The following is a 19882-nucleotide window of genomic DNA, read 5'->3' on the forward strand; positions in this document are numbered from 1 at the left end:
GCGCACTGCATACCTACTGCACAAACACCCCAATAGCCAGAAACGGATTGACCTTACTGGTGTTATTCGCCGGATCACCGTGATTCCTGCCGGGGACGCCTTGAACGCAAGTAAACTTGACTCTGTGCGTATGCACATATACACTCCCCACCATGAACCGTCCCCTCTCTTATGACGAATGCAACTGCTTCGCGCTGCGCCAGGCGGCGCGCCACGTCACGCAGATCTACGAGCGCCATCTCGGCGAGGTGGGTCTGACAGCCGCGCAGTTCACGATTCTCGCCAAGCTCGCGCGCACGCCGAACCTGCCCATGGCGGAGCTTGCGGACGCCATGGTCATGGAGCGCACCACGCTGGTTCGCGCCATGAAACCGTTGCAGCGCGACGGCCTGGTGGTGGCCGAGCCGGCGGAGCATGACGGCCGCACGTTTCTGTTCAGTCTCACGGAGAAGGGCGAAACGACCTTCGACCAGGCCGCCATCGCATGGCGTGCCGCGCAAGACGAGTTCGAAGAAAAGTTTGGCCACGCGCGTGCCAAGATGCTGCGCGCCGAACTCTTCAGCATCACCGGGTAGCCAAAGCGTATGAGCTCGTTCCGACGAGCTTCGGTACGCCTCATTGTGTGCATACGCACTCACGAAAAAGGAAGTGCAGCGATGGATGGGCTCTTCGACGACGACTGCTTTGCGATTCGCCAGGCCGCACGCTATGTATCGCAGCTTTACGACCGTCATCTTGAGAATGTCGGCCTCACCATCACGCAGTTTTCGCTGATGGGCCGATTGAAGCGCACCGGTCCGATGACCATGAAGCAACTGGCCGAAGCCATGCGCATGCAGCGCACCACGCTGGTTCGCACGATCCAGCCGCTGCGGCGCAACGGACTCGTGTCGAGCGAGACACGCGGGGCGGACGCGCGGGCATTGTCGATTGCACTGACGGCCGCGGGCATTGAGCGTTTGCAGGCAGGACGCAAGCATTGGTATGCGGCGCAAGCCGAATTCGAGAATCGCTTCGGCGAACAGCGCGCGGCGGCATTGCGCGCCGAGTTGTTCGCCATCACAAACGATCCGGTTTGAATCAGGCCCGCATGAAGCGGGTCAAGCCCGGCGCAGCGCAACGCGCCGTTTTTTTCAGCTCAACGAGTGCATACGCACATTCGAACACCATGTCCACTACACCTTCGACTATTGCACCGCCCAGCGTGGCAAGCGCCGCCAAACCGGCCCGGCGCATTCCGTGGATGCTGCTCGCCATCATCACGGTGCTCGCCGTGCTGGCGCTTGCTGCGTCGTACTGGTTCTTCGTCGGCCGCTTTGTCGAATCGACCGACGATGCATACGTGGGCGGCGATGTCACCGTGATGTCGCCGAAGGTGAGCGGCTTCGTCACGGACGTGCTGGTGCGCGACAACCAGTTCGTCCATGCGAATCAGGTGTTGATCCGGCTCGACGCGCGCGATTACGATGCCCGCCTCGCGCAGGCCACTGCGGAAGTGCAGAGCGCACAGGCCGCCGTCACCGAGTTGCAGGCGAAGAAATCGCTGCAGCTCGCCACCATCAACGAGCAGGCCGCCGAGGTGCGCGCGTCCGGCGCCGAGTTGACCCGCAGCGCATCCGATCAGACGCGTTATCGCGAACTGGTGAAGGACGAGGCGGTATCGAATCAGGTTGTCGAACGCGCGGACGCCGATCTGACCAAGGCCCATGCCGCGGTTGATCGCAGCAACGCCGGGTTGATTGCGGCGCAACGGCAGATTGCCGTGCTCGACGCGCAGATCGGTGACGCCGAGGCACGCATCGCCACCGCGCAGGCGGCGCAGCGGGTCGCGGCATTGAACGTGGAATACACGACGATCCGCTCGCCGATCGACGGTTACGTCGGCAATCGCACCGCACGCGTCGGCCTGCTGGCGAACACCGGCGTTTCGCTCTTGACTGTGGTGCCGTCGAGCGGACTGTGGATCGACGCTAACTTCAAGGAAGACCAGTTGAAGAAGATGCACGTCGGCGATGGTGTCGACATCGATCTCGATGCGTCGAGCAAGCAGATTCACGGCGTGGTGGAGAGTCTCGCCCCCGCGACCGGTGCGACGTTCAGCGTGTTGCCGGCGGAAAACGCCACCGGCAACTTCACGAAGATCGTGCAGCGCGTGCCGGTGCGTGTGCGTCTCGACGTGCCGAAGGACATGCAAGGCGTGCTGCGCCCCGGCCTTTCGGCAACCGTGAAGGTGCATGTCGACGCTCCCCAATCCCCCAAGGAGACCTCCTTCGGGGCGGAGAACTCCCCTCGGGGCGCCGGCAATGCGCCGGCCCGCGGATAAGCCGATCATGACTCAGGCTCCCGCCCATTTCGCCAATCCGGCCGACCAGCCGACGCGCACCAGGTTCTTCGCGTTCGCGCTGATGTGCCTCGGCTTTTTCATGGCGACGCTGGACATCCAGATCGTTGCGTCCTCGCTTAGGGACATCGGCGGAGGTTTGTCCGCGAGCCAGGACGAACTCTCGTGGGTACAGACGTCATATCTGATCGCCGAAATTCTGGTGATTCCGATGTCCGGCTGGCTGACGCGAGTGTTTTCCACGCGCTGGCTGTTCGCGTTCTCCGCGCTCGGCTTCACGATCACCAGCATGCTGTGCGGCCTCGCATGGGACATCAACTCGATGATCCTGTTTCGCGGTCTGCAGGGCGCACTCGGCGCGGCGATGATCCCGACGGTTTTCACCACGGCGTTCGTGCTGTTCCCCGGCAAACAGCGACTGATTGCGTCCACCACTATCGGCGCGCTGGCCACGCTCGCGCCGACCATCGGTCCGGTAATAGGCGGCTGGATCACGGCGCAATGGTCCTGGCATTGGCTGTTTTATCTGAACCTCGTGCCGGGCATCGCCGTCACGCTGATGGTGCCGAAATACGTCCACATCGACGAGGTCGATCTTTCGCTGCTGAAAAAAGGCGACTACCTCGGCATCCTGTTGATGTCCGGCTTTCTCGGCTGCCTCGAATATGTGCTGGAAGAAGGTCCGCGTAAGAACTGGTTCGGCGACGACGTGATCGTGCTGTGTACATGGGTGTCGGCGATCTGTGGTTTTCTGTTCCTTGTGCATGCATTCACCGCGAAAGAACCAATTGTTGATTTGCGCGCGCTGGCGGTTCGCAACTTCGGCATCGGCAGTTTGTTGTCCTTCATCACCGGGATCGGCATTTTCTGCACGGTATTTCTGACGCCGGTGTTTCTGTCGCGCGTACGGGGCTTCGATTCGTTGCAGATCGGCTTGGCGTTGCTGTCGGTCGGCTGTTTCCAGTTGCTCGCGCTGGTGGCGTATTCGACCCTGGCTCGTTTCATCGATATGCGCTGGCTGATGGTGTTCGGACTCGTTCTATTCGGTGTCGGGTGCTATCTCTATGTGCCGTTGACCAGTGAGTGGGGCTGGAAAGAACTACTGATCCCGCAGGCATTGCGCGGCATCGGCCAGCAGTTCTGCATTCCACCTATCGTGACAATGGCGCTCGGCTCCCTGCCACCTTCGCGGCTGCGCTCGGCGAGCGGCCTGTTCAATCTGATGCGCAATCTCGGCGGCGCGATTGGCATTGCGGTGAGCAGCACGATGCTCAACGATCGATTGAATCTCCACTACGAGAGGCTCGACGAACACCTGAGCGCCGGGCGTCCGGTGGTCGAATCGATTCTGCAGCAGCAAAGCGCGCACTTCGCGGCAATGGGCGGCAATGCGCTGAATGCGGCCAATGCGGGTCTCGGCGAGTTGCATGCGTTGCTAATGCGCGAAGCGCTCGTGCTCACGTTCTCCGACACGTTTTTTGCGCTGTCGCTCTGTTTCGTCGTTGGTTTGCTGAGCGTGCTGTTCTCGCGCCCGTTCGGCAATACCGCACCGCCGCCCGATGCTCATTGAGGAATTCAGCATGAAACCTATCGTTATCAAAGCACTGGCGAGCGCGGCATTGCTGACGCTTGCGGCATGCGCGGTGCAGCCCGCAACGCATGCGGACCTGCAGCATACGGTTCAGACCGTCGCGCCGAGCGCATGGAATGTCGACGCGCCGCAAGACAGTGTGAGCGCCAACACGTGGTGGGCGCAATTCGGCGACCCTGTCATGCATCAATTGGTCGAGTCGGTGCTGACCGGCAATCTCGACGTGCAGGCCGCCGTGGAACGCGTCAAGCAAGCACAGGATCTCGCGACGCAGAATCGCGCGGCATTGCTGCCCGAATTGAACGCCAGCGCGAGCGCATCCGACTCGCGTCAGAACACACCGCCGCCGCTCGGTTATGTGCGCCAGGCCGGCATCGGCGTGACGGCGAGCTGGACGCCGGACGTCTTCGGCGGTGAACGTCTTGCCGTGCTGGCGGCGCAGGCGCAGGTGTCGGGCCGCCAGGCGGCCTTGAACCAACTGCGTCTGGCGCTCGCGGCGAACACGGCGGCGGCGTATATCGATCTGCGTTGGGCGCAATCGCAATTGCAGATTCTCAGCGACAACGAACAGATCCGCGCCCGGGCCCTGAAGCTCACACAGCAGCGTTTGCATTACGGGTTGTCGACGCAACTCGACGTCGCGCGAGCGCAGAACCAGCTGGAAGATTTGCAGGCGCAGATCCCGCGCATGCAGTCGGCGGTGCAGCATCAATTGAGTCTGATCGCGGTGTATTCGGGGCGCACGCCGGAGAGCGTCGACGGTTTGCTGCTGGCCAATGCACGCGACATTCCGGTGCCCGCGCAAAGCGTGCCGCAGACGCTGCCGTCCGACGCGCTGTTGCAGCGGCCCGACGTGCGCACGGCCTATGCGACAGTGGAACAGCGCGCGGCGGAAGTGGGCGTGTCGAAGGCGCAGCGCTATCCGCAGTTCAGGCTCAATCTCGCCGACGGCTTGCTGGCTTCGTCCTACCTCGGCTTGCCGACGCTGACCGATAACCTCTTTAGCGCCGCATTGAATGCAACGAGTCCGATCTTCAACGCCGGCCGCATCACGGCGAACATCGACGCTAGCGAGAGCCGGATGCGCGAGTCGCAACTTGGTTTGCAGCAAACCATGCTGCAGGCGCTCAAGGAAATCGAGGACAACCGCAGCGATCTGGTGAATGGCGCGGTGCAGGTGCAACGCCTGGGCGGCGCACTCGATGCGTCGAATCATGCGCTGCGTCTGTCGACGGAGCTTTACAAGGGCGGCGCGTCGAGTTTCCTCGATGTACTCGACGCGCAGGAAGCGTATCTGCGCGATGCTGAATCGTTGAATCAGGCCAAACGCGAGCATGCGCTCGCGGCCGTGGCGCTATACCGCTCGCTGGGTGGCGGCTGGGATGTGCCTGACACGGTCACGGCGGCATCGGCGAATTGATGCGCGTGCACGTGGCGATCAATGGGGTAGTGCAACTGGAGATGAACGATGAGTACGCGAGAAGTAGTGATCTGCAATCCGGTGAGAACGCCGATCGGTGCGTTCGGCGGATCGCTGAAAGATGTGCCCGCAACCGAACTCGGCGCGGTCGCGGTACGTGAGACGCTGCGTCGCAGCGGGCTCGATCCGGCTGCGTTGGCCTCGGTGGTACTGGGCAACGTGATTCAGGCCGGCAACAAGATGAATCCGGCGCGTCAGGCGTCGATTGGCGGCGGTGTGCCGGTTGCCGTGCCTGCATTGACGGTCAACCGTGTATGCGGTTCCGGCGCGCAGGCAATTGCGTCCGCGGCCCAGGAAATCTGGCTCGGCCTCGGCGATGCAGCCGTGGCCGGCGGCATGGAAAACATGGACCGTGCACCGTATCTGCTCGACGGCGGCCGCTGGGGTTACCGCATGGGCAACGCGCACATCCACGACAGTCTGCTGCGCGACGGCCTGAACGACGCGTTTTCCGGCGAGCATTCCGGCTGGCATACCGAAGATCTCGTCGCACAGTTCGACCTCACGCGTGAAACGCAGGACCGTTGGGCCGCGCGTTCGCAACAGCGTTTTGCCGAGGCGCAGGCGCGCGGTGATTTCGACGCTGAACTGGTCGCCGTGGAAATCCAGGGGCGCAAAGGTCCGCAGCATTTTACGAGCGATGAACAGCCGCGCCCGGATACCACCGTCGAAACGCTCGCCAGATTGCGTCCGGCATTCCGCCCGGACGGTACGATCACCGCGGGCAACGCGCCGGGATTGAACAGCGGCGCAGCGGCGATGCTGGTCGCCGAGCGTGGCTTCGCCGAGGCGCATGGCATCGAGCCATTCGCGCGGTTGGTGGCGTATGGCGTCGCGGCCGTCGAGCCGGGCATGTTCGGCCTCGGTCCGGTGCCGGCTGTGCAAATGGCTTTGGCCCGTGCCGGTTGGCAACTGGGCGACGTCGAACGCTTCGAGATCAATGAAGCCTTCGCTGCTGTGCCCATCGCGGTGGCGCGCAGACTCGGCATCGCCGATGAACTGATCAACGTGCAAGGCGGCGCGATTGCACACGGTCATCCTATCGGCGCGACCGGCGCGGTGTTGACGACGCGCCTCTTGCATTCGATGCGCCGTGACGGCTTGAAACGCGGCATCGTGACGTTGTGCATCGGCGGCGGGCAGGGGATTGCGCTGGCATTGGAAGTGATCTGAAAGCAGCGGCGCGTTGTCGTGTCCTGAAACGCTAACGCGCCCCTCGGGCTATTCGTTGTCTGTTAGATGCGCGGCGCGTTAACTCAGATCCCGTTGCTCAGCAAACACGCGCCGCTCGCTATTTAAGGTTTTCCTACGGCACAAGTTTCGTTTAGCATCAGTGCCACTCGTTCTGGAACCTGATGAGCGCCACGATTGCGGCCATGTTCCTGACGCTGAATTGAATTGAAGCGAGGATCGTTGCATGAACATGGAACAACTGCTGGAACGCGCGGGTGTTGCGCGAGAAAAAGCTTATGTGCCTTATTCGAAATTCAAGGTCGGCGCCGCGCTGCTGACTAAAGACGGCAAAGTATTCGACGGTTGCAACGTCGAGAATGCCTCGTACGGGCTGTGCAATTGCGCGGAACGTACGGCGTTTTTCAGCGCTATTGCCGCGGGCTATCAGCGCGACCAGTTCGCCGCGCTTGCCGTGATAGGCGATACGGATGGACCGATCGCACCGTGCGGCGCATGCCGCCAGGTGATCATCGAACTGGGCGGACCGGATTTGCCGATCCGCCTCGGCAATCTGCACGGTGCGACGCGCGACACCACCGCGCGCGAACAATTGCCGGACGCGTTCTATCTATGAGCAGGCACAAGGTTATCTACGACACCGACCCCGGTGTGGACGATGCAATGGCGCTTGTTTTTCAGGCGCTGCATCCGGACATTGAATTGCTCGGTCTGACGAGCGTATTCGGCAACGCCACGATCGATACCACCACGCGCAATGCGCGTTTCCTGGCCGGACGGTTCGCGCCGGGTGTGCCGGTTGCACAAGGCGCCGCTGCGCCGCTCAAACGCGCGGTGCCCGAGCCGCTCGCCTGGATTCACGGCGATGACGGCCTTGGCAATATCGCAATCGAGGCAGGGTGTGAAACCGGTCTTGAAGCAGCGCTCGACGGCCGTCCCGCGCACCGCTTCATCATCGACACGGTGCGCGCGCACCCCGGGGAAGTCACGTTGATCGCCGTGGGACCGCTGACGAACCTGGCATTGGCGCTCGCTGACGATCCGCGGATCGCTACGCTCGTCAAGCAGGTGGTGATCATGGGCGGCGCGTTCGGCACGGAAGGCGTGCTCGGCAACGTGACGCCCGCCGCGGAAGCGAACATTCTCGATGACCCCGATGCTGCCGATATCGTGCTCGGCGCGGCGTGGCCGGTGGTGATCGTGGGGCTCGACGTCACGCAGCGCACCATCATGAGCCAGGACTATCTGGCGTCGCTGCGCGATCGCGGCGGTGCGGCGGGGCAGTTCGTGTGGGACGTGTCGCGGCACTACGAGGCCTTTCATCAGCAAAGCGCACAACTCAAGGGTATCTACGTACACGACTCGTCGGCGGTGGCCTATGTATTGGCGCCGCATCTTTATACGGTTCGCAGCGGTCCCGTGCGCGTGCTGACGGAGGGTATCGCGATGGGCCAGACTATCCAGAAGCCTTCCACGATGCCGGTGCCCGCGCCGGATTGGGACAGCCGGCCTGAGTGCGAAGTTTGCGTGGCTGTGGACGTGCCCGGGATGCTCGCGCTTTACGAGCGCACCATCTGCGGCATGCTGTAGGCCGATCTTGCAATGCTGTCGCCGCTTTGCCCGGTGAGCCTTCGCGCATCGATTCCTCGCGGTGCCTGCTCGCCGTGCGTCCGTTTACGTATAGGGCGAGCCGTGTGGACGGCCGGCGGCGCGGCGATTGAGCTGACATAACGGCAGTCCGGAACGATGCGGAACACCGTGGACGCGGTGCGTTGCAACAAAAGACCGGCATTTGTGGCCGATGCCCATCCTCAATCTTTGCTACATTTCTCCCCACGTGCTGCGTGCGGGTCCTTAAGGCGTTGGCTTATCGCCCCGGCGCGCATGACTCAAATCTATCGAGAGGCAAAAGATGCGAATTCTAGTAGTAGGGGCGGGCGCCGTAGGCGGCTACTTCGGCGGACGTCTCGCGGCAGCGGGCCAGGACGTGACCTTTCTGGTGCGCCCCGGCCGTGCGGAAAAACTCCAGCGTGACGGTCTCGTCATCAACAGCGCGCGCGGCGATCTCACGTTGCGCGACGTCAAGACGATTCTCGCCGGTGTCGGCGCGGAGCCGTTCGATCTCGTGCTGCTCAGTTGCAAAGCCTACAGTCTCGACGACGCGATCGATTCGTTCGCACCGCTGGTCGGCGAATCGACGCTGATTCTGCCAATGCTCAACGGCATGCGCCATATCGACGTGCTCAAGGAAAAGTTCGGTGCGTCGCGCGTACTGGGTGGACAATGCGTGATCGCCGCAACGCTCAACCCCGAGCAGCACATCATGCACCTGAACGAAATGCATGCGATCACCTTCGGCGAATTGGAAGGCGGCACGTCCGAGCGCGTAGAGGCGATCGCGGACGCAATGGCCGGCGCGAATTTCGACGCGGTGGTCAGCGACAACATCCTGCTGCGCATGTGGGAAAAGTGGGTGTTCCTGGCCACATTGGCGGCCAGTACATGCTTGATGCGTGGGTCGGTCGGCGATATTCTGGCTGCGCCGGACGGCAAGCGCATTATCGAAAACCTGCTCGGCGAGTGCCGTGGCGTGGCCGAGCGCAATGGCTTTACCATGGGCCAGGACTTCGACGCCCGGGCCACGCAAACGCTGTTCACGCCTTCGCCGCTGACGGCTTCGATGCTGCGCGACGTCGAAAACCATTCGCATACCGAGGCGGATCACATTCTCGGCGATCTGATCTCGCGCGGCGGCGATGCGCAAAAGGGCGAACACGGCTTGTCGCTGCTGCGTATCGCCTATAGTCATCTGAAGACGTATGAAGCGAGGCAGACCCGCACGTCCTGAATGACCGGAGCGCGGGCGACGGGAACGGCCACAGCAGCTTAACGATCGGAGGTGCAGCATGCCGAGTCCAAGCGGCTCCGTACCCGCGCTCAGTTCCGCCTCGGCGACGATCTTCTCGATCGGCATCGTCTTTCTCGGATATTGGGGCTTGTACGACCAGACGAAATGGCAGGTCTCCGACGTCTTTGTCTTCGTGTTTGCGATGATCGGCTTCGGCTGCCTCGGTCTGGTGCCGTGGATGGCGACGAGTCCCGTTGAAGCGGAAACCAACGACAGCCGCATCCGGATCGCGCGGCACATGTTTCTTGCCGGTGTCGTGTCGATCTGGCTAGGCGTGGCGATTTCGGTGATCTTCTGACTAACGCTCGATCTGCCGATTCCAGCGCGTGCGCCAAGCCGATGTGATCCGCCTGCAGACTAATCCGTTCGATGTCGCGTTGCGCCCGCCGATGCATGGGTTGCCGCGGGCGGTGACTACGGAGCGGATCACGGGGTGATCTGAAAGCGGAAAGCGACCGTCATCGGGCGATGGACTCGACTGCCAGCGAATCAAACTCAATGAACAATTCAGCGCCAAGCGTTGCTGTGATTACCGCGATGTTCTTCCTGGGCTTATTTCGTCCCCAGGAATACGAGTTGTCCAGCGCGTCGAGAGCTCGCTTGTACTCGTCCGACTCAAAATCTGTCAGTACGTCCATCGAGTAAATGATGTTCTGTATCAGAAAATCGTTCATGAGACACCGCGACGCTCCCTTGAAAATCACGTGTGCATGATCTTTCCTGTTGTCGAACATCAAACGTAGCTCTACCTCGCCGGCGTCCAGATCGGCGGCAACACCCTGCAAATACCAGTCGTGGAACGACTCATACTTTTTGATTATTTCTATTGCACACGTTTCTTCGCCACCGGATGGCGCTCACTCCTTTGCGTGAGAAGTACGGCTGCGAGGCTTAAAATTCGCTTCGGCTGTATGGTCGAATTGCACTGACGACGACCTCTTTACAAGTTAAGCGGATATCGAGTCCGATATTGGGTTCAAGGTCGAAGCGGATCAGATCATCGGGCGTATCGGACAAAGAAATCTCCATAACTGAGGCTTCCTCGATCATGGCGTTTACATCGATCTCCGAGTACCGAATATCCAGGATATCTAACACGACCAGATAGTCGGGCCCTCCATCAGTGCGAGGAGCCGCGTAGCGATTGTGCAGCACCTCAAGCTGGAGATCGACTAAATTGCGCACGCGGCCAGCCGGCAGCGGCTTCGAGTCTACGCCATCGAACGAGCGTCGCTTTCTCTGCAAAGAGAACGTCGTCACGGCCGAGTCGTGAAAGGATGGGTAGTCGCCAAAAATCTTAATGAGCAGGCCACTGTTCCTCGCCAGTTCCCAGCCCCACGTTTTATTGTCGATGCTCATTGGCTTTTCCCTCGCAATATGCTGCTACCTGCAATTGATCGGTGACATTGGACGATGAATGTCATTTCTCACTCCGGCATCAGAATCCGGAAGTCAAAGACAACTATTTCCATCGCTGGTAGATGCTCCGAAAAAGTGAACTCAGGACCCAAAGAAAGCTCACCATCCGGCGCGTGCAGGTGTTTCCCAAACACACCTGCACGAAAAGAGAACGGCCTTTATGGCCCTATGCACAGGGCCCGTAAGCCCGCTCCCCTCAGAACACCTTCACCGGCACATTCACCACCAACCTGTACTCCATATTGTTGCCATCGGAGTAATAGCGCGAGGCGTTGTGCCACATCGCGATGAACGTGATCTTCGTGTCTTTGAAGCGGCCGCTTTGCAGCGTATAGCTCGGAATGAAACCGAACTCGTGGTGATGGCCGTGCACCGGTTCACCATTCTTCCAATAGAGGTCGTGCAGCGGCGCCGACGCCGAAGCATTATCCGCGGCACCCGCCGATGCATCCGCGCCCCAGCCATACTCGCCCCAGAACATCGCCTTGAGCCCCGGCACGCCCGCATATTTACCGTCGAACGTGTAGCGCAATTGCAGCGACTGTTCATGCGGCGCGTTATAGTCGACGTCCATCGAGTTGGTCAGGTAGATGCCGTTGGTCTCGTTGACGTAGTCGAAGAACTGATCGCCGAGCACCTGCTGGTAGCCGAGCAGCAGCGCATGCGGGCCGTGCTGCGCGGAAACTGACAGGCTGTACGCGTTACTGTTGATATGCCCCTGGCGGGATGCGCCGGTATCGTGCGTCGAGTAGATATTCGCGAGACCGCTCCACTTGATGGTGGTCGGGTCGCCAAACGATTGCGCCACCGAGCCGTAGTATTGACGCCAGACGTCGTCGGCCTGGTTGACATACAGCGCCATTTCGCCGTTCTTCGCGTAGTGCCACGTGCCGCCCACGTAAGTCAGGCGGTCGATGCGCTTACCGCCGTACGAGGTAGTCAGGTTGGTCAGATTCGTGTGGCCGCGTGCGTCGACTTTGGTGAAACTGCCGGCCTCCAGCGTCGTATGAACCAGGTCGTTGCTGACCATCGACACACCAAGGAAAGTCGGTGGCAACGCGCGGTTATCGTGCGGCTCGAGGAACGGGTTGGTTACGATCTGCAGACCGTACTTCACGACCGTTTCCGAAATGCGCCCCTTGATGTCATACATGCCGGGGTAAGCCCACGCGAGTTGTTGCGAGCCGCCGCCGTCCTTGCCGACATGCACCATATTTCCGGCGCCGTTGCCGCCGTCGAGTTTGAGTGCGGCGAACAGCGACGCGTCGACGCCTAAGCCGACCGGGCCTTGCGTGAACCCCGATTCATAGTTGACTTGCGCGCCTTGAACCCACGCGTGGCGATAGATCGAGGTGGGGGCCTGAAAGTAGTCGGCGTAGTTGCGGAACTGCAGGTTCAGATGGCTATCGCCGATAAAGCCCTTGCTCGCTGCCTGGCTCGACGGCGGAGTGGGCGGCGTGACGGTCTGGTTAGCTTCCGCGTTGACAACGGCGTTGGTGGTGTCCGGTTGATCGTTGCGCACCGTGCCGCCTTGGTCCGCCCTGCGCTTGCCAGCGGGGTTCGCTTGCGCGGCTTGCGACTGTGGCGTGGGAGACGAAAACGTTTGCGCGAGTGTTTGAGTTTTGCTCGTATCGGCGGTGGGCTCCAATACGATGTCATCGGCGTAGGCACTCGTGCCGAGAGTCAGCGCGGGCAGCGTGAATGCGCAGTAAAAGAAGGTAGCTGCACTGGTTTTTCCTGACCGGTTTTTTGTTCGGCAATCTTTCATGTGGAACGTCTCTGTTATTTTGGTGAATCATTGGCTGGCGGTTAGCCAGTCCACGTTTAGCGTTCGTCCTGATGATGACAGGACGAACGAATCCAGCGGCGCGACGGACTGCCACGTCCCAGATACATCATCAGCACGCGATGATTTCGGCCAGCACCTGGCGGGTCATCTCCTGCTGGCAGCGAGCGTGACGCCGGCGGGCACCGTAACCGCGAGGGCCGAGGACCGAAACGTAAGGACGAGCGCGGTCAACGCCGTCGCGTGGACGAACGGGTTTTCATCGGTTGAGATTGCGGGAAAGGTCGAGAGAAGAACGCGCCGGCGCCAGGGCGCCTGGTTATCCGCAGTGTTCGGGCCGGGGAGGCCCTTGTTGTTTGCTCGGCATGCAGGATTCCTCACATTGCGTAATGCAGGCAATCCCTGGCCGGCTCGACCGGAAAAGGTGCCTGCTTTTTAGAACAGTCTTGGTGTGCCCACCCAGACGACCACCGACTCCTTGCGTGCGGTGTTCACCCAGCTGTGCGGCACCGTCGATTCGTAGTGCGCGCTGTCTCCCGCGTGCAACACGAACGTCTTGCCTTCCAATGTCAACGACACTTCGCCGTCGATCACATAAACAAATTCTTCGCCGGCATGCGTGGTCACTTCGGAGCGCTTCTGCCCGATTGGCATCCTCACGAGGATCGCTTCGAGCTGACGGCCGCCCGTCAGATTGGTCAGCCGCGCAAACAGATTGGCTGAGTCCGCAAAACCAAAAAACTTCAACTGATCGCCACGGCACACCGAGCGTTCTTCGCTTGGCGTGTCGACGAAATACTGCACCGTCACCCCGAGTGCTTGCGCGATCCCCGCCAACGACGTGATGGACGGTGACGCCAGGCCGCGTTCGACTTGCGACAAGAACGGCTTGGAAATACCTGCCGCGGTTGCCGTGTCGTCCAGGGTGCGCTTGAGCCGTTGCCGAAGTGAGCGGATCTTGCTGCCGAGTTCGAGCGCCGGATTGTTCTGTTGAATTGTCGTGACCATAGCAGGAGGAAATTAGCCCGTCAAAATTTGTTTGATATAAGTAAATATGGTTTGATAGCGGTTTAGGCCGGGGCTGCGGCCATTCAGCGCCCGGTTATGCGAGCGACCGCTTTTCGAGACAACATTCTATGTTGCCAGAACGCGAATGCGCGCCGGCCGTTTTGACCGGTGTTGATCCGCGGGCCGTTTTCCATCAATCAGTTTTTCGCGGCGCGTGGCCCGTCCACGCGCCGCTGCAACCGTAAAAGCAAGAGGTACATGATGAATTCATCCAATCCCCCGGGCGCACCGGTCTCGCAGACCCGTTCGTTCTCGACGGTCTTCCTGATCGAGATGTGGGAGCGCTTTGGTTATTACGGGATGGCCGCGCTGCTGGTCCTGTTCATGATCGACAAGCTGAACTTCACCGACAGCCACGCCACCCTCACGTGGGGCGCGTTCACGGCGCTGGTGTACGCGGCGCCCAGCACAAGTCAATTGCCGTGGCCTGCGTGTACACGGCGGGCGTCGCGATTCTGGCGATCTTCGGCTACATGCTGGTGAAGTGCGAACGCTCGGAGCGCGCGGGTCTGGTCGCCGCGCTGATCCTGACTGCGCAGGTGATCCTGTTCTTCGTGTTCTACGTGCAGATGTCGACGTCGCTCACGCTGTTCGCGCTGCGCAACGTCGATCCGCGCTTCATGCTGTTCGGCGAGACGCTGTTCACGTGGAGCGCCGCGCAGTTCCAGGCGCTCAATCCGATCTGGATCATGTTGCTGAGCCCGGTGCTCGCGCTGCTCTATACGAAGCTCGCAAAGAGCGGCAAGGACGTGCCGGTGGCGGTCAAGTACGCATTCGGCTTCGCGGTGGTGGCGGCCGGCTTCTTCGTGTATGCGGCGAGCGGCAACTACGCGGTGAACGGGCGCGTGTCGTCGTGGTTCATGGTGGGCGGCTACGGCCTGTATTCGCTCGGCGAATTGCTGGTGAGCGGGCTGGGTCTCGCGATGATCGCGCGCTACGTGCCGGCGCGCATGAGCGGCTTCATGATGGGCGCTTACTTCGTGGCAACCGGCGTGTCGCAGTATCTGGGCAGCGTGGTCGCCAACTTCGCGCAGATGCCGGTGGGCGATCTGGACCCGCTCGAATCGTTGCCGTTGTACACCAGGCTGTTCACAGGTCTGGGCTGGCTCGCGGCGGTCGGCGCGCTGGTTGCCGTGCTGCTGTTGCCGCTGATGCGCAAGCTTTCGCGTGAACATCAGCGTTGCAGCGACGAGGCGCGCGAGAGCGCGCGGCAAACCGCTGCGCTGAGCGGTACGGCGGCAGATTAAGCCAGTCGGCAGCAGAAAAAATGGCGCGCCTGGTGTCGCACGGGCGCGCCATTTTGCGTTCTGGGTAGGGCGCTTGCGGGCGTGCGCTGCGTACCTCGCATCTCCGGACCTCGCGGCGGCTTGACTGCGCCGACTGCACTCCGATAGCGGCGACCCGAGGTAAGCTTGCGGTTGGCACCGGTCTTTCGGATCAACCCTTGCCGGGATATTTTAGGTAACCACTCGGATGGACATCCACATTGCGGTCGAAGGGCGTCACGATCTGTCCGGACAGATCTACCGGCAGTTGCGTGCCGGCATACTCGCAGGGCGCCTCGCCGGCGGCACACGCTTGCCTTCCACGCGCGATCTCGCGACGCAACTGGGCGTGTCGCGCAAGACCACGCTCGACGTATTCGAGCGGCTGCTCTCTGAAGGCTATCTGAGCGCCTGTGCCGGTTCCGGCACCTTCGTCGCCGATGGTCTCGAGCGTCTTCCGGTGGAACGCTCGCCGCATGCACGGGCCACCGAGTCGGCGCGCGAGCGGGCGAAAGCGAAACAGCAGGCCGCGGCGCGCGCCCAGCCGCTGTGGGAGCAGATGCCTGAGACCTTGCCGCTGCCCCGGCCCACGGTCGCCCCGCCGTACGATTTCGTCGGCGGCGCGACTGACAAATCGCTATTCCCCTTCGACGTCTGGCGCCGCTGCGTGAATCACGCATTGCGTATGCAAGCGCGCGGCCCAGGCACGTATCGCGACGTGGCCGGCGAGCAGGAATTGCGCCTCGCGATTTCTCGCTACCTGGCATTCAACCGCGCGGTCACGAGCAACTGGGACGACGTGATCGTCACGCAAGGCGCGCAGCACGCGCTCGATCTGATGGCACGCATCACGTTGCGGCCCGGCGAGATCGCGGCGCTCGAAGACCCCGGCTATCCGCCGGCCCACGCATGCTTCACGGCCACGGGCGCACGCGTGGTGCCGGTACCGGTGGACAGCGAAGGCCTGATCGTGAGCAAGCTCCCGGACAAGGCGCGGCTCGTCTACGTGACGCCCTCGCATCAATTCCCGCTCGGCATGCCCATGAGTCTGGAGCGGCGCGTAGAGTTGCTCGAATGGGCGCAGAAACGCGGCGCCGTGATCATCGAGGACGATTACGACTGCGAGTACCGTTTCGAAGGCCGGCCGATGGAGCCGCTGAAAAGTCTCGACCGCGCCGGTCTCGTCGCTTATCTGGGCACGTTTTCGAAGACGATTTTCCCGGAGCTGCGGGTCGGCTACGTGGTGCCGCCGGCCTCGCTCCATGGGCCGCTCCTGAAGGCCCGCCAGATCGCCGACTGTCACGGCTGCACGCTCACGCAAACCGCGCTCGCGACCTTCATGCTGAACGGCGACTTCGCCAAGCATCTGCGGCGCATGCACAAGACTTATGCGGCGCGGCGCGCGATGCTGCTGAAGCACTTGCAGGGCGATCTCGCGCCGTGGTTCGAACCGATCGTGCCGACTGCCGGCATCCATCTGGCCACGCGGCTGAAGGCGCCGTTGACCGAGGAGGCGCTGGTGAGCGCCGCGCGTGAGGCGTCGATTGGTTTGTATGGACTCGCGCCGTTCTATCGGCGCGCGAAGCCGGAGCCCGGCGTGATGCTCGGCTATGGCAGCATCGCCGTCGAGCATATCGATGCGGCGCTCACGAAGCTCACCGGTATTCTGCCGCGCCTCTGAAACTGACGGCTCGCCGCGAACTACATCAACGCGAATCTGCCGCCATATGCGGGTATTCCGGTGTTGTCGGTGAGCGCGCCGTTCAAGGGCGGCTTTGGCGGCGGCAACGATTTCATCGACGTCACGGAGGGCAATGTCATCGCCTATCGCAACGGCGAACTCGGTATGGCGCGCGACGATGATGCGTATTGGGCCCACGTGAAAGAGACCGGGCAGGATCTGAAGCACGTCAGCCGGCCCTGGTCGCGCGTTGAAGCGTTGAAAATGACCTGCGCTTTTCTGTCGCAGAACAACGTTAGCCGCCCCCTGCAGAGATTTTCGCTGCGGGGGGCGTGTTTTTTCCGCCGCATGAATCGGCATGGCGAGCGCGTCGGCGAGCCGTGATTCGACTTTCGAGTCGTCGTCCGTTGCTCATCGTCTGACGCCGAAAGTGCCTCTATTCATGCATCGAAACGACTTGTAACGCGCGTTACGTGTTCGTGTTGCAGACCTCTTTCAGGCAGGCCGACACACGTTTACCCGCTAAAACAAGCATCAAAATGTGTTGCGAAGTCTGCGCGGCGCAACAAACCTTCGCTGTTATACACAAAAGAGTCGCGCAAATCGTATTAGCGCTTGTAGAATCCGGCGTTGAAGCGTGCACATACCGTGTGCGCTTCGTGCAATTCACTGACCACTACAGGTAGGAGAAACATGCCGACTTCCGCAAAAAAGGTGGCCAAGAAGGCTGCTGCCCCGGTACCGACCAAGAAGGTTGCTGCAAAGAAAGTCCCTGCGAAGAAAGCCGTCGCAGCTAAGAAGGTCGCCGTGAAGGCTTCCAGCGCTCCGTCGCCGATCAAGGACACCTTCACGAAGGCCTCGCTGGCTGCACACGTCGCTGAACGCGCTGCTGTGGAACCGAAGACCGCCAAGGCCGTGCTGGCCGCGCTCGAAGACACGATCCTCGGCGCTGTCCACAAGAAGGGCGCTGGTGAATTCACGCTGTCGGGTCTTCTGAAGATCGTCGTGCAAGCTGTGCCGGCGAAGAAGAAGCGCTTCGGCAAAGACCCGTTCTCGGGTGAAGAGCGTTGGTTCCCGGCCAAGCCGGCTAGCGTGCGCATCAAGGCACGTCCGCTGAAGAAGCTGAAAGACGCAGCAGCAGGCTGATCGCGCTTCATGCGTTAGCGCGGTATTTAACCGTGCGGTTTTAGCCGCGTGTTTTTAACCGTCCGCTTTTAACCGTCGTTAACGTTTGAGCCGACCCGCAGTGCGAGTTGTCCAAATCCCCTTGGATGCAAATCCACGGGGATTTTTCATGCGCGGTCCCGGCATTTTTGCGAGGTGGCGCGAACGCGCCGCGATCCTGGCGCTAGTTCGGCTCCGCTCCGATGGAGGCCCCGTGTCCGGTTTTGCGATGGCCGCCATCACCCGCCACAGTGCCCCTCATGCACCGTACTAGCGCATCATGGGCCGCCGCAGTACGATGGCAGCGAGGCCGTGCCAGTCGGGATGCGCTCTTGGCGTGCATGCACCGTGTTTTGCACGCAAAAGGCTCAATGGCATAGCGCTTGCTTGATCGTTTGTCGAACACCGAATGCGCAGCGCATTCGCCTTCTATCCGACAACAAGAGCGGGGCGTGACATGCGATGCTATGACGAGATGCGTCATCACGACGATGCCGTGCGGCCACACTACGCGCGCTTTGAGCGGTGGCTGGTAAAGCAGGGTAATGAGGCGATCGCACGTAAGCGTGCGGAAGCCGACCTGCTGTTCCGCCGGGTCGGCATCACCTTCGCGGTGAACGGCGATCTGTCCGGCACCGAACGGCTGATTCCCTTCGATCTGATTCCGCGCATCATTCCGCGCAGCGAGTGGCAGACGCTGGAGGCCGGTTTGCGCCAGCGGGTCCAGGCGCTCAACCTGTTTATCCACGACGTCTATCACGATCGCAACATCGTGCGCGCCGGGATCGTGCCGGCCGAACAGGTTTATACCAACGCGCAATACCGTCCCGAGATGCAAGGCGTGAACGTACCGCTCGGTGTTTACGCGCATATCGCCGGGGTCGACGTGGTGCGCGCGGGCGACGAGGGCGAGTTCTACGTGCTCGAAGACAACCTGCGGGTACCCTCGGGCGTGTCCTATATGCTCGAAAACCGCAAGATGATGATGCGGCTTTTCCCCGAGCTGTTCGTGCAGAACCGCATTGCGCCGGTCGCGCATTATCCCGATCTGCTGCTCGACACACTGCGCTCGGTGGCGCCCGAAGGCGTCGACGATCCAGTCGTGGTGGTGCTCACGCCGGGCATGTACAACTCCGCCTATTTCGAACACACCTTCCTGGCGCAGCAGATGGGCGTGGAGCTGGTGGAGGGCAAGGATCTGTTCGTCGACGACAACTATGTGTTCATGCGCACCACCCAGGGGCCGAAGCGCGTCGACGTGATCTACCGCCGTGTAGACGACGATTTTCTCGATCCGCTTGCCTTCCGCAACGATTCGGCGCTCGGCGTGCCGGGTCTGTTGACCGCCTATCGCGCTGGACGCGTCGCGCTTGCGAACGCCATGGGCACCGGCATCGCCGACGACAAATCGATCTACCCGTACGTGCCCGAAATGATCGAGTTTTACCTCGGCGAGAAGCCGATCCTCAACAACGTCCCCACGTTCCAGTGCCGCAAGCCCGACGATCTCGCGTACACACTCGCGCATCTGCCTGAACTGGTCGTGAAGGAAGTGCACGGCGCGGGCGGCTACGGAATGCTGGTGGGTCCGGCGTCGACGAAAGCCGAAATCGAATCGTTCCGCGAGCGCCTGATCGCGCGGCCCGCGGGTTACATCGCGCAACCCACGCTGGCGCTCTCCGCGTGCCCGACCTTCGTCGAAGCGGGGATCGCGCCGCGCCATATCGACTTGCGGCCCTTCGTGCTGTCCGGCAAGAGCGTGACGATGTGCGCCGGCGGTCTCACGCGCGTGGCGTTGCAGGAGGGCTCGCTCGTCGTCAATTCGTCGCAGGGAGGCGGGACCAAGGATACGTGGATGGTCGACTGACGCGCTTGCCAACGCGGTTGCCGCGGTGGCTCATGTCACAGCTCGGGTCACAGCTCATGCGACTCATGAAGCCATCCAGGCAACCGCGTGCGCAACCTAACGCGCCGGCAGATGAATCAAA

Annotated in this window: 19 protein-coding genes and 2 pseudogenes; 17 read left to right on the forward strand and 4 right to left on the reverse strand. The window is 61.6% G+C overall.

The window, feature by feature from the left end:
* The first annotated feature begins 152 nt into the window (after positions 1-152).
* The 11 genes and pseudogenes from P0D84_RS25085 to P0D84_RS25135 form a co-directional block, all read left to right on the forward strand.
* On the forward strand, positions 153-575 hold the full coding sequence (locus tag P0D84_RS25085; RefSeq protein ID WP_408341370.1) for a MarR family winged helix-turn-helix transcriptional regulator: 423 nt from the start codon (positions 153-155) through the stop codon (positions 573-575).
* Positions 576-656: 81 nt separating this feature from the next.
* Positions 657-1079, forward strand: coding sequence for a MarR family winged helix-turn-helix transcriptional regulator (locus tag P0D84_RS25090; protein WP_408341371.1), 423 nt, complete (start codon positions 657-659; stop codon positions 1077-1079).
* A gap of 89 nt (positions 1080-1168) precedes the next feature.
* Positions 1169-2323, forward strand: a complete 1155-nt coding sequence (locus tag P0D84_RS25095) for an HlyD family secretion protein (RefSeq protein WP_408341372.1) — start codon at positions 1169-1171, stop codon at positions 2321-2323.
* A gap of 7 nt (positions 2324-2330) precedes the next feature.
* Positions 2331-3911, forward strand: coding sequence for a DHA2 family efflux MFS transporter permease subunit (locus tag P0D84_RS25100; RefSeq protein ID WP_408341373.1), 1581 nt, complete (start codon positions 2331-2333; stop codon positions 3909-3911).
* Positions 3912-3921: 10 nt separating this feature from the next.
* Complete coding sequence (locus tag P0D84_RS25105) at positions 3922-5352, forward strand: efflux transporter outer membrane subunit (RefSeq protein WP_408341374.1); 1431 nt, start codon at positions 3922-3924, stop codon at positions 5350-5352.
* Positions 5353-5400: 48 nt separating this feature from the next.
* The gene (locus P0D84_RS25110) at positions 5401-6585 is read left to right on the forward strand and encodes a thiolase family protein (RefSeq protein WP_408341375.1); all 1185 of its coding nucleotides are present in this window, start codon (positions 5401-5403) and stop codon (positions 6583-6585) included.
* A 244-nt stretch (positions 6586-6829) separates the two neighbouring features.
* Positions 6830-7219: a cytidine deaminase gene (locus P0D84_RS25115; protein WP_408341376.1), complete on the forward strand. Its 390-nt coding sequence runs from the start codon at positions 6830-6832 to the stop codon at positions 7217-7219.
* The gene (locus P0D84_RS25120; RefSeq protein ID WP_408341377.1) at positions 7216-8193 is read left to right on the forward strand and encodes a nucleoside hydrolase; all 978 of its coding nucleotides are present in this window, start codon (positions 7216-7218) and stop codon (positions 8191-8193) included. The genes P0D84_RS25115 and P0D84_RS25120 overlap by 4 nt, the downstream gene beginning before the upstream one ends.
* Before the next feature lie 322 nt (positions 8194-8515).
* Complete coding sequence (panE, locus tag P0D84_RS25125) at positions 8516-9451, forward strand: 2-dehydropantoate 2-reductase (RefSeq protein ID WP_408341378.1); 936 nt, start codon at positions 8516-8518, stop codon at positions 9449-9451.
* A gap of 58 nt (positions 9452-9509) precedes the next feature.
* Complete coding sequence (locus P0D84_RS25130; RefSeq protein WP_408341379.1) at positions 9510-9809, forward strand: hypothetical protein; 300 nt, start codon at positions 9510-9512, stop codon at positions 9807-9809.
* A 31-nt stretch (positions 9810-9840) separates the two neighbouring features.
* Positions 9841-9948: pseudogene (locus tag P0D84_RS25135) on the forward strand (IclR family transcriptional regulator); the annotation flags it as partial.
* A gap of 21 nt (positions 9949-9969) precedes the next feature.
* On the opposite strand, the gene P0D84_RS25140 reads toward P0D84_RS25135, so the two are convergent.
* The 3 genes from P0D84_RS25140 to P0D84_RS25150 form a co-directional block, all read right to left on the reverse strand.
* A complete protein-coding gene (locus P0D84_RS25140) occupies positions 9970-10185 on the reverse strand; it encodes a hypothetical protein (RefSeq protein ID WP_408341380.1) in 216 nt (71 codons plus the stop codon).
* 217 nt (positions 10186-10402) lie between these two features.
* A complete protein-coding gene (locus tag P0D84_RS25145) occupies positions 10403-10870 on the reverse strand; it encodes a hypothetical protein (protein ID WP_408341381.1) in 468 nt (155 codons plus the stop codon).
* A gap of 256 nt (positions 10871-11126) precedes the next feature.
* Entirely contained in the window at positions 11127-12698 is a 1572-nt protein-coding gene (locus tag P0D84_RS25150) for an OprD family outer membrane porin (RefSeq protein WP_408341382.1), read from the reverse strand.
* Here P0D84_RS25150 and P0D84_RS25155 point away from each other — a divergent pair.
* Complete coding sequence (locus tag P0D84_RS25155; RefSeq protein WP_408341383.1) at positions 12697-13155, forward strand: hypothetical protein; 459 nt, start codon at positions 12697-12699, stop codon at positions 13153-13155. The two genes, P0D84_RS25150 and P0D84_RS25155, sit on opposite strands and share 2 nt — an antisense overlap.
* On the opposite strand, the gene P0D84_RS25160 is transcribed toward P0D84_RS25155, so the two are convergent.
* On the reverse strand, positions 13152-13724 hold the full coding sequence (locus P0D84_RS25160) for a helix-turn-helix domain-containing protein (RefSeq protein ID WP_408341384.1): 573 nt from the start codon (positions 13722-13724) through the stop codon (positions 13152-13154). The genes P0D84_RS25155 and P0D84_RS25160 overlap by 4 nt on opposite strands.
* Positions 13725-13985: 261 nt before the next feature.
* On the opposite strand from P0D84_RS25160, the pseudogene P0D84_RS25165 reads away from it, so the two are divergent.
* The 5 genes and pseudogenes from P0D84_RS25165 (at position 13986) to P0D84_RS25185 (ending at position 19761) form a co-directional block, all read left to right on the forward strand.
* Positions 13986-15031, forward strand: a pseudogene (locus P0D84_RS25165) (oligopeptide:H+ symporter).
* Between the two features lie 226 nt (positions 15032-15257).
* A complete protein-coding gene (gene pdxR / locus P0D84_RS25170) occupies positions 15258-16730 on the forward strand; it encodes a MocR-like pyridoxine biosynthesis transcription factor PdxR (protein ID WP_408341385.1) in 1473 nt (490 codons plus the stop codon).
* 69 nt (positions 16731-16799) lie between these two features.
* Complete coding sequence (locus P0D84_RS25175) at positions 16800-17114, forward strand: hypothetical protein (RefSeq protein WP_408341386.1); 315 nt, start codon at positions 16800-16802, stop codon at positions 17112-17114.
* 309 nt (positions 17115-17423) lie between these two features.
* On the forward strand, positions 17424-17876 hold the full coding sequence (locus P0D84_RS25180) for an HU family DNA-binding protein (RefSeq protein ID WP_007177969.1): 453 nt from the start codon (positions 17424-17426) through the stop codon (positions 17874-17876).
* 475 nt (positions 17877-18351) lie between these two features.
* Positions 18352-19761, forward strand: a complete 1410-nt coding sequence (locus P0D84_RS25185; RefSeq protein ID WP_408341387.1) for a circularly permuted type 2 ATP-grasp protein — start codon at positions 18352-18354, stop codon at positions 19759-19761.
* Positions 19762-19882 lie beyond the last annotated feature (121 nt).

The organism is Paraburkholderia sp. RL17-337-BIB-A (assembly GCF_046025895.1).
In the GTDB taxonomy this organism is placed as follows: domain Bacteria; phylum Pseudomonadota; class Gammaproteobacteria; order Burkholderiales; family Burkholderiaceae; genus Paraburkholderia; species Paraburkholderia fungorum_C.

Excerpts from the sequence above, each read along its gene's own strand:
- P0D84_RS25085 (WP_408341370.1), top strand. The coding sequence starts at position 153 with ATGAACCGTCCCCTCTCTTATGACGAATGCAACTGCTTCGCGCTGCGC.
- P0D84_RS25090 (WP_408341371.1), top strand. The coding sequence starts at position 657 with ATGGATGGGCTCTTCGACGACGACTGCTTTGCGATTCGCCAGGCCGCA.
- P0D84_RS25095 (WP_408341372.1), top strand. The coding sequence starts at position 1,169 with ATGTCCACTACACCTTCGACTATTGCACCGCCCAGCGTGGCAAGCGCC.
- P0D84_RS25100 (WP_408341373.1), top strand. The coding sequence starts at position 2,331 with ATGACTCAGGCTCCCGCCCATTTCGCCAATCCGGCCGACCAGCCGACG.
- P0D84_RS25105 (WP_408341374.1), top strand. The coding sequence starts at position 3,922 with ATGAAACCTATCGTTATCAAAGCACTGGCGAGCGCGGCATTGCTGACG.
- P0D84_RS25110 (WP_408341375.1), top strand. The coding sequence starts at position 5,401 with ATGAGTACGCGAGAAGTAGTGATCTGCAATCCGGTGAGAACGCCGATC.
- P0D84_RS25115 (WP_408341376.1), top strand. The coding sequence starts at position 6,830 with ATGAACATGGAACAACTGCTGGAACGCGCGGGTGTTGCGCGAGAAAAA.
- P0D84_RS25120 (WP_408341377.1), top strand. The coding sequence starts at position 7,216 with ATGAGCAGGCACAAGGTTATCTACGACACCGACCCCGGTGTGGACGAT.
- panE (WP_408341378.1), top strand. The coding sequence starts at position 8,516 with ATGCGAATTCTAGTAGTAGGGGCGGGCGCCGTAGGCGGCTACTTCGGC.
- P0D84_RS25130 (WP_408341379.1), top strand. The coding sequence starts at position 9,510 with ATGCCGAGTCCAAGCGGCTCCGTACCCGCGCTCAGTTCCGCCTCGGCG.
- P0D84_RS25140 (WP_408341380.1), bottom strand. The coding sequence starts at position 10,185 with ATGAACGATTTTCTGATACAGAACATCATTTACTCGATGGACGTACTG.
- P0D84_RS25145 (WP_408341381.1), bottom strand. The coding sequence starts at position 10,870 with ATGAGCATCGACAATAAAACGTGGGGCTGGGAACTGGCGAGGAACAGT.
- P0D84_RS25155 (WP_408341383.1), top strand. The coding sequence starts at position 12,697 with ATGTGGAACGTCTCTGTTATTTTGGTGAATCATTGGCTGGCGGTTAGC.
- P0D84_RS25150 (WP_408341382.1), bottom strand. The coding sequence starts at position 12,698 with ATGAAAGATTGCCGAACAAAAAACCGGTCAGGAAAAACCAGTGCAGCT.
- P0D84_RS25160 (WP_408341384.1), bottom strand. The coding sequence starts at position 13,724 with ATGGTCACGACAATTCAACAGAACAATCCGGCGCTCGAACTCGGCAGC.
- pdxR (WP_408341385.1), top strand. The coding sequence starts at position 15,258 with ATGGACATCCACATTGCGGTCGAAGGGCGTCACGATCTGTCCGGACAG.
- P0D84_RS25180 (WP_007177969.1), top strand. The coding sequence starts at position 17,424 with ATGCCGACTTCCGCAAAAAAGGTGGCCAAGAAGGCTGCTGCCCCGGTA.
- P0D84_RS25185 (WP_408341387.1), top strand. The coding sequence starts at position 18,352 with ATGCGATGCTATGACGAGATGCGTCATCACGACGATGCCGTGCGGCCA.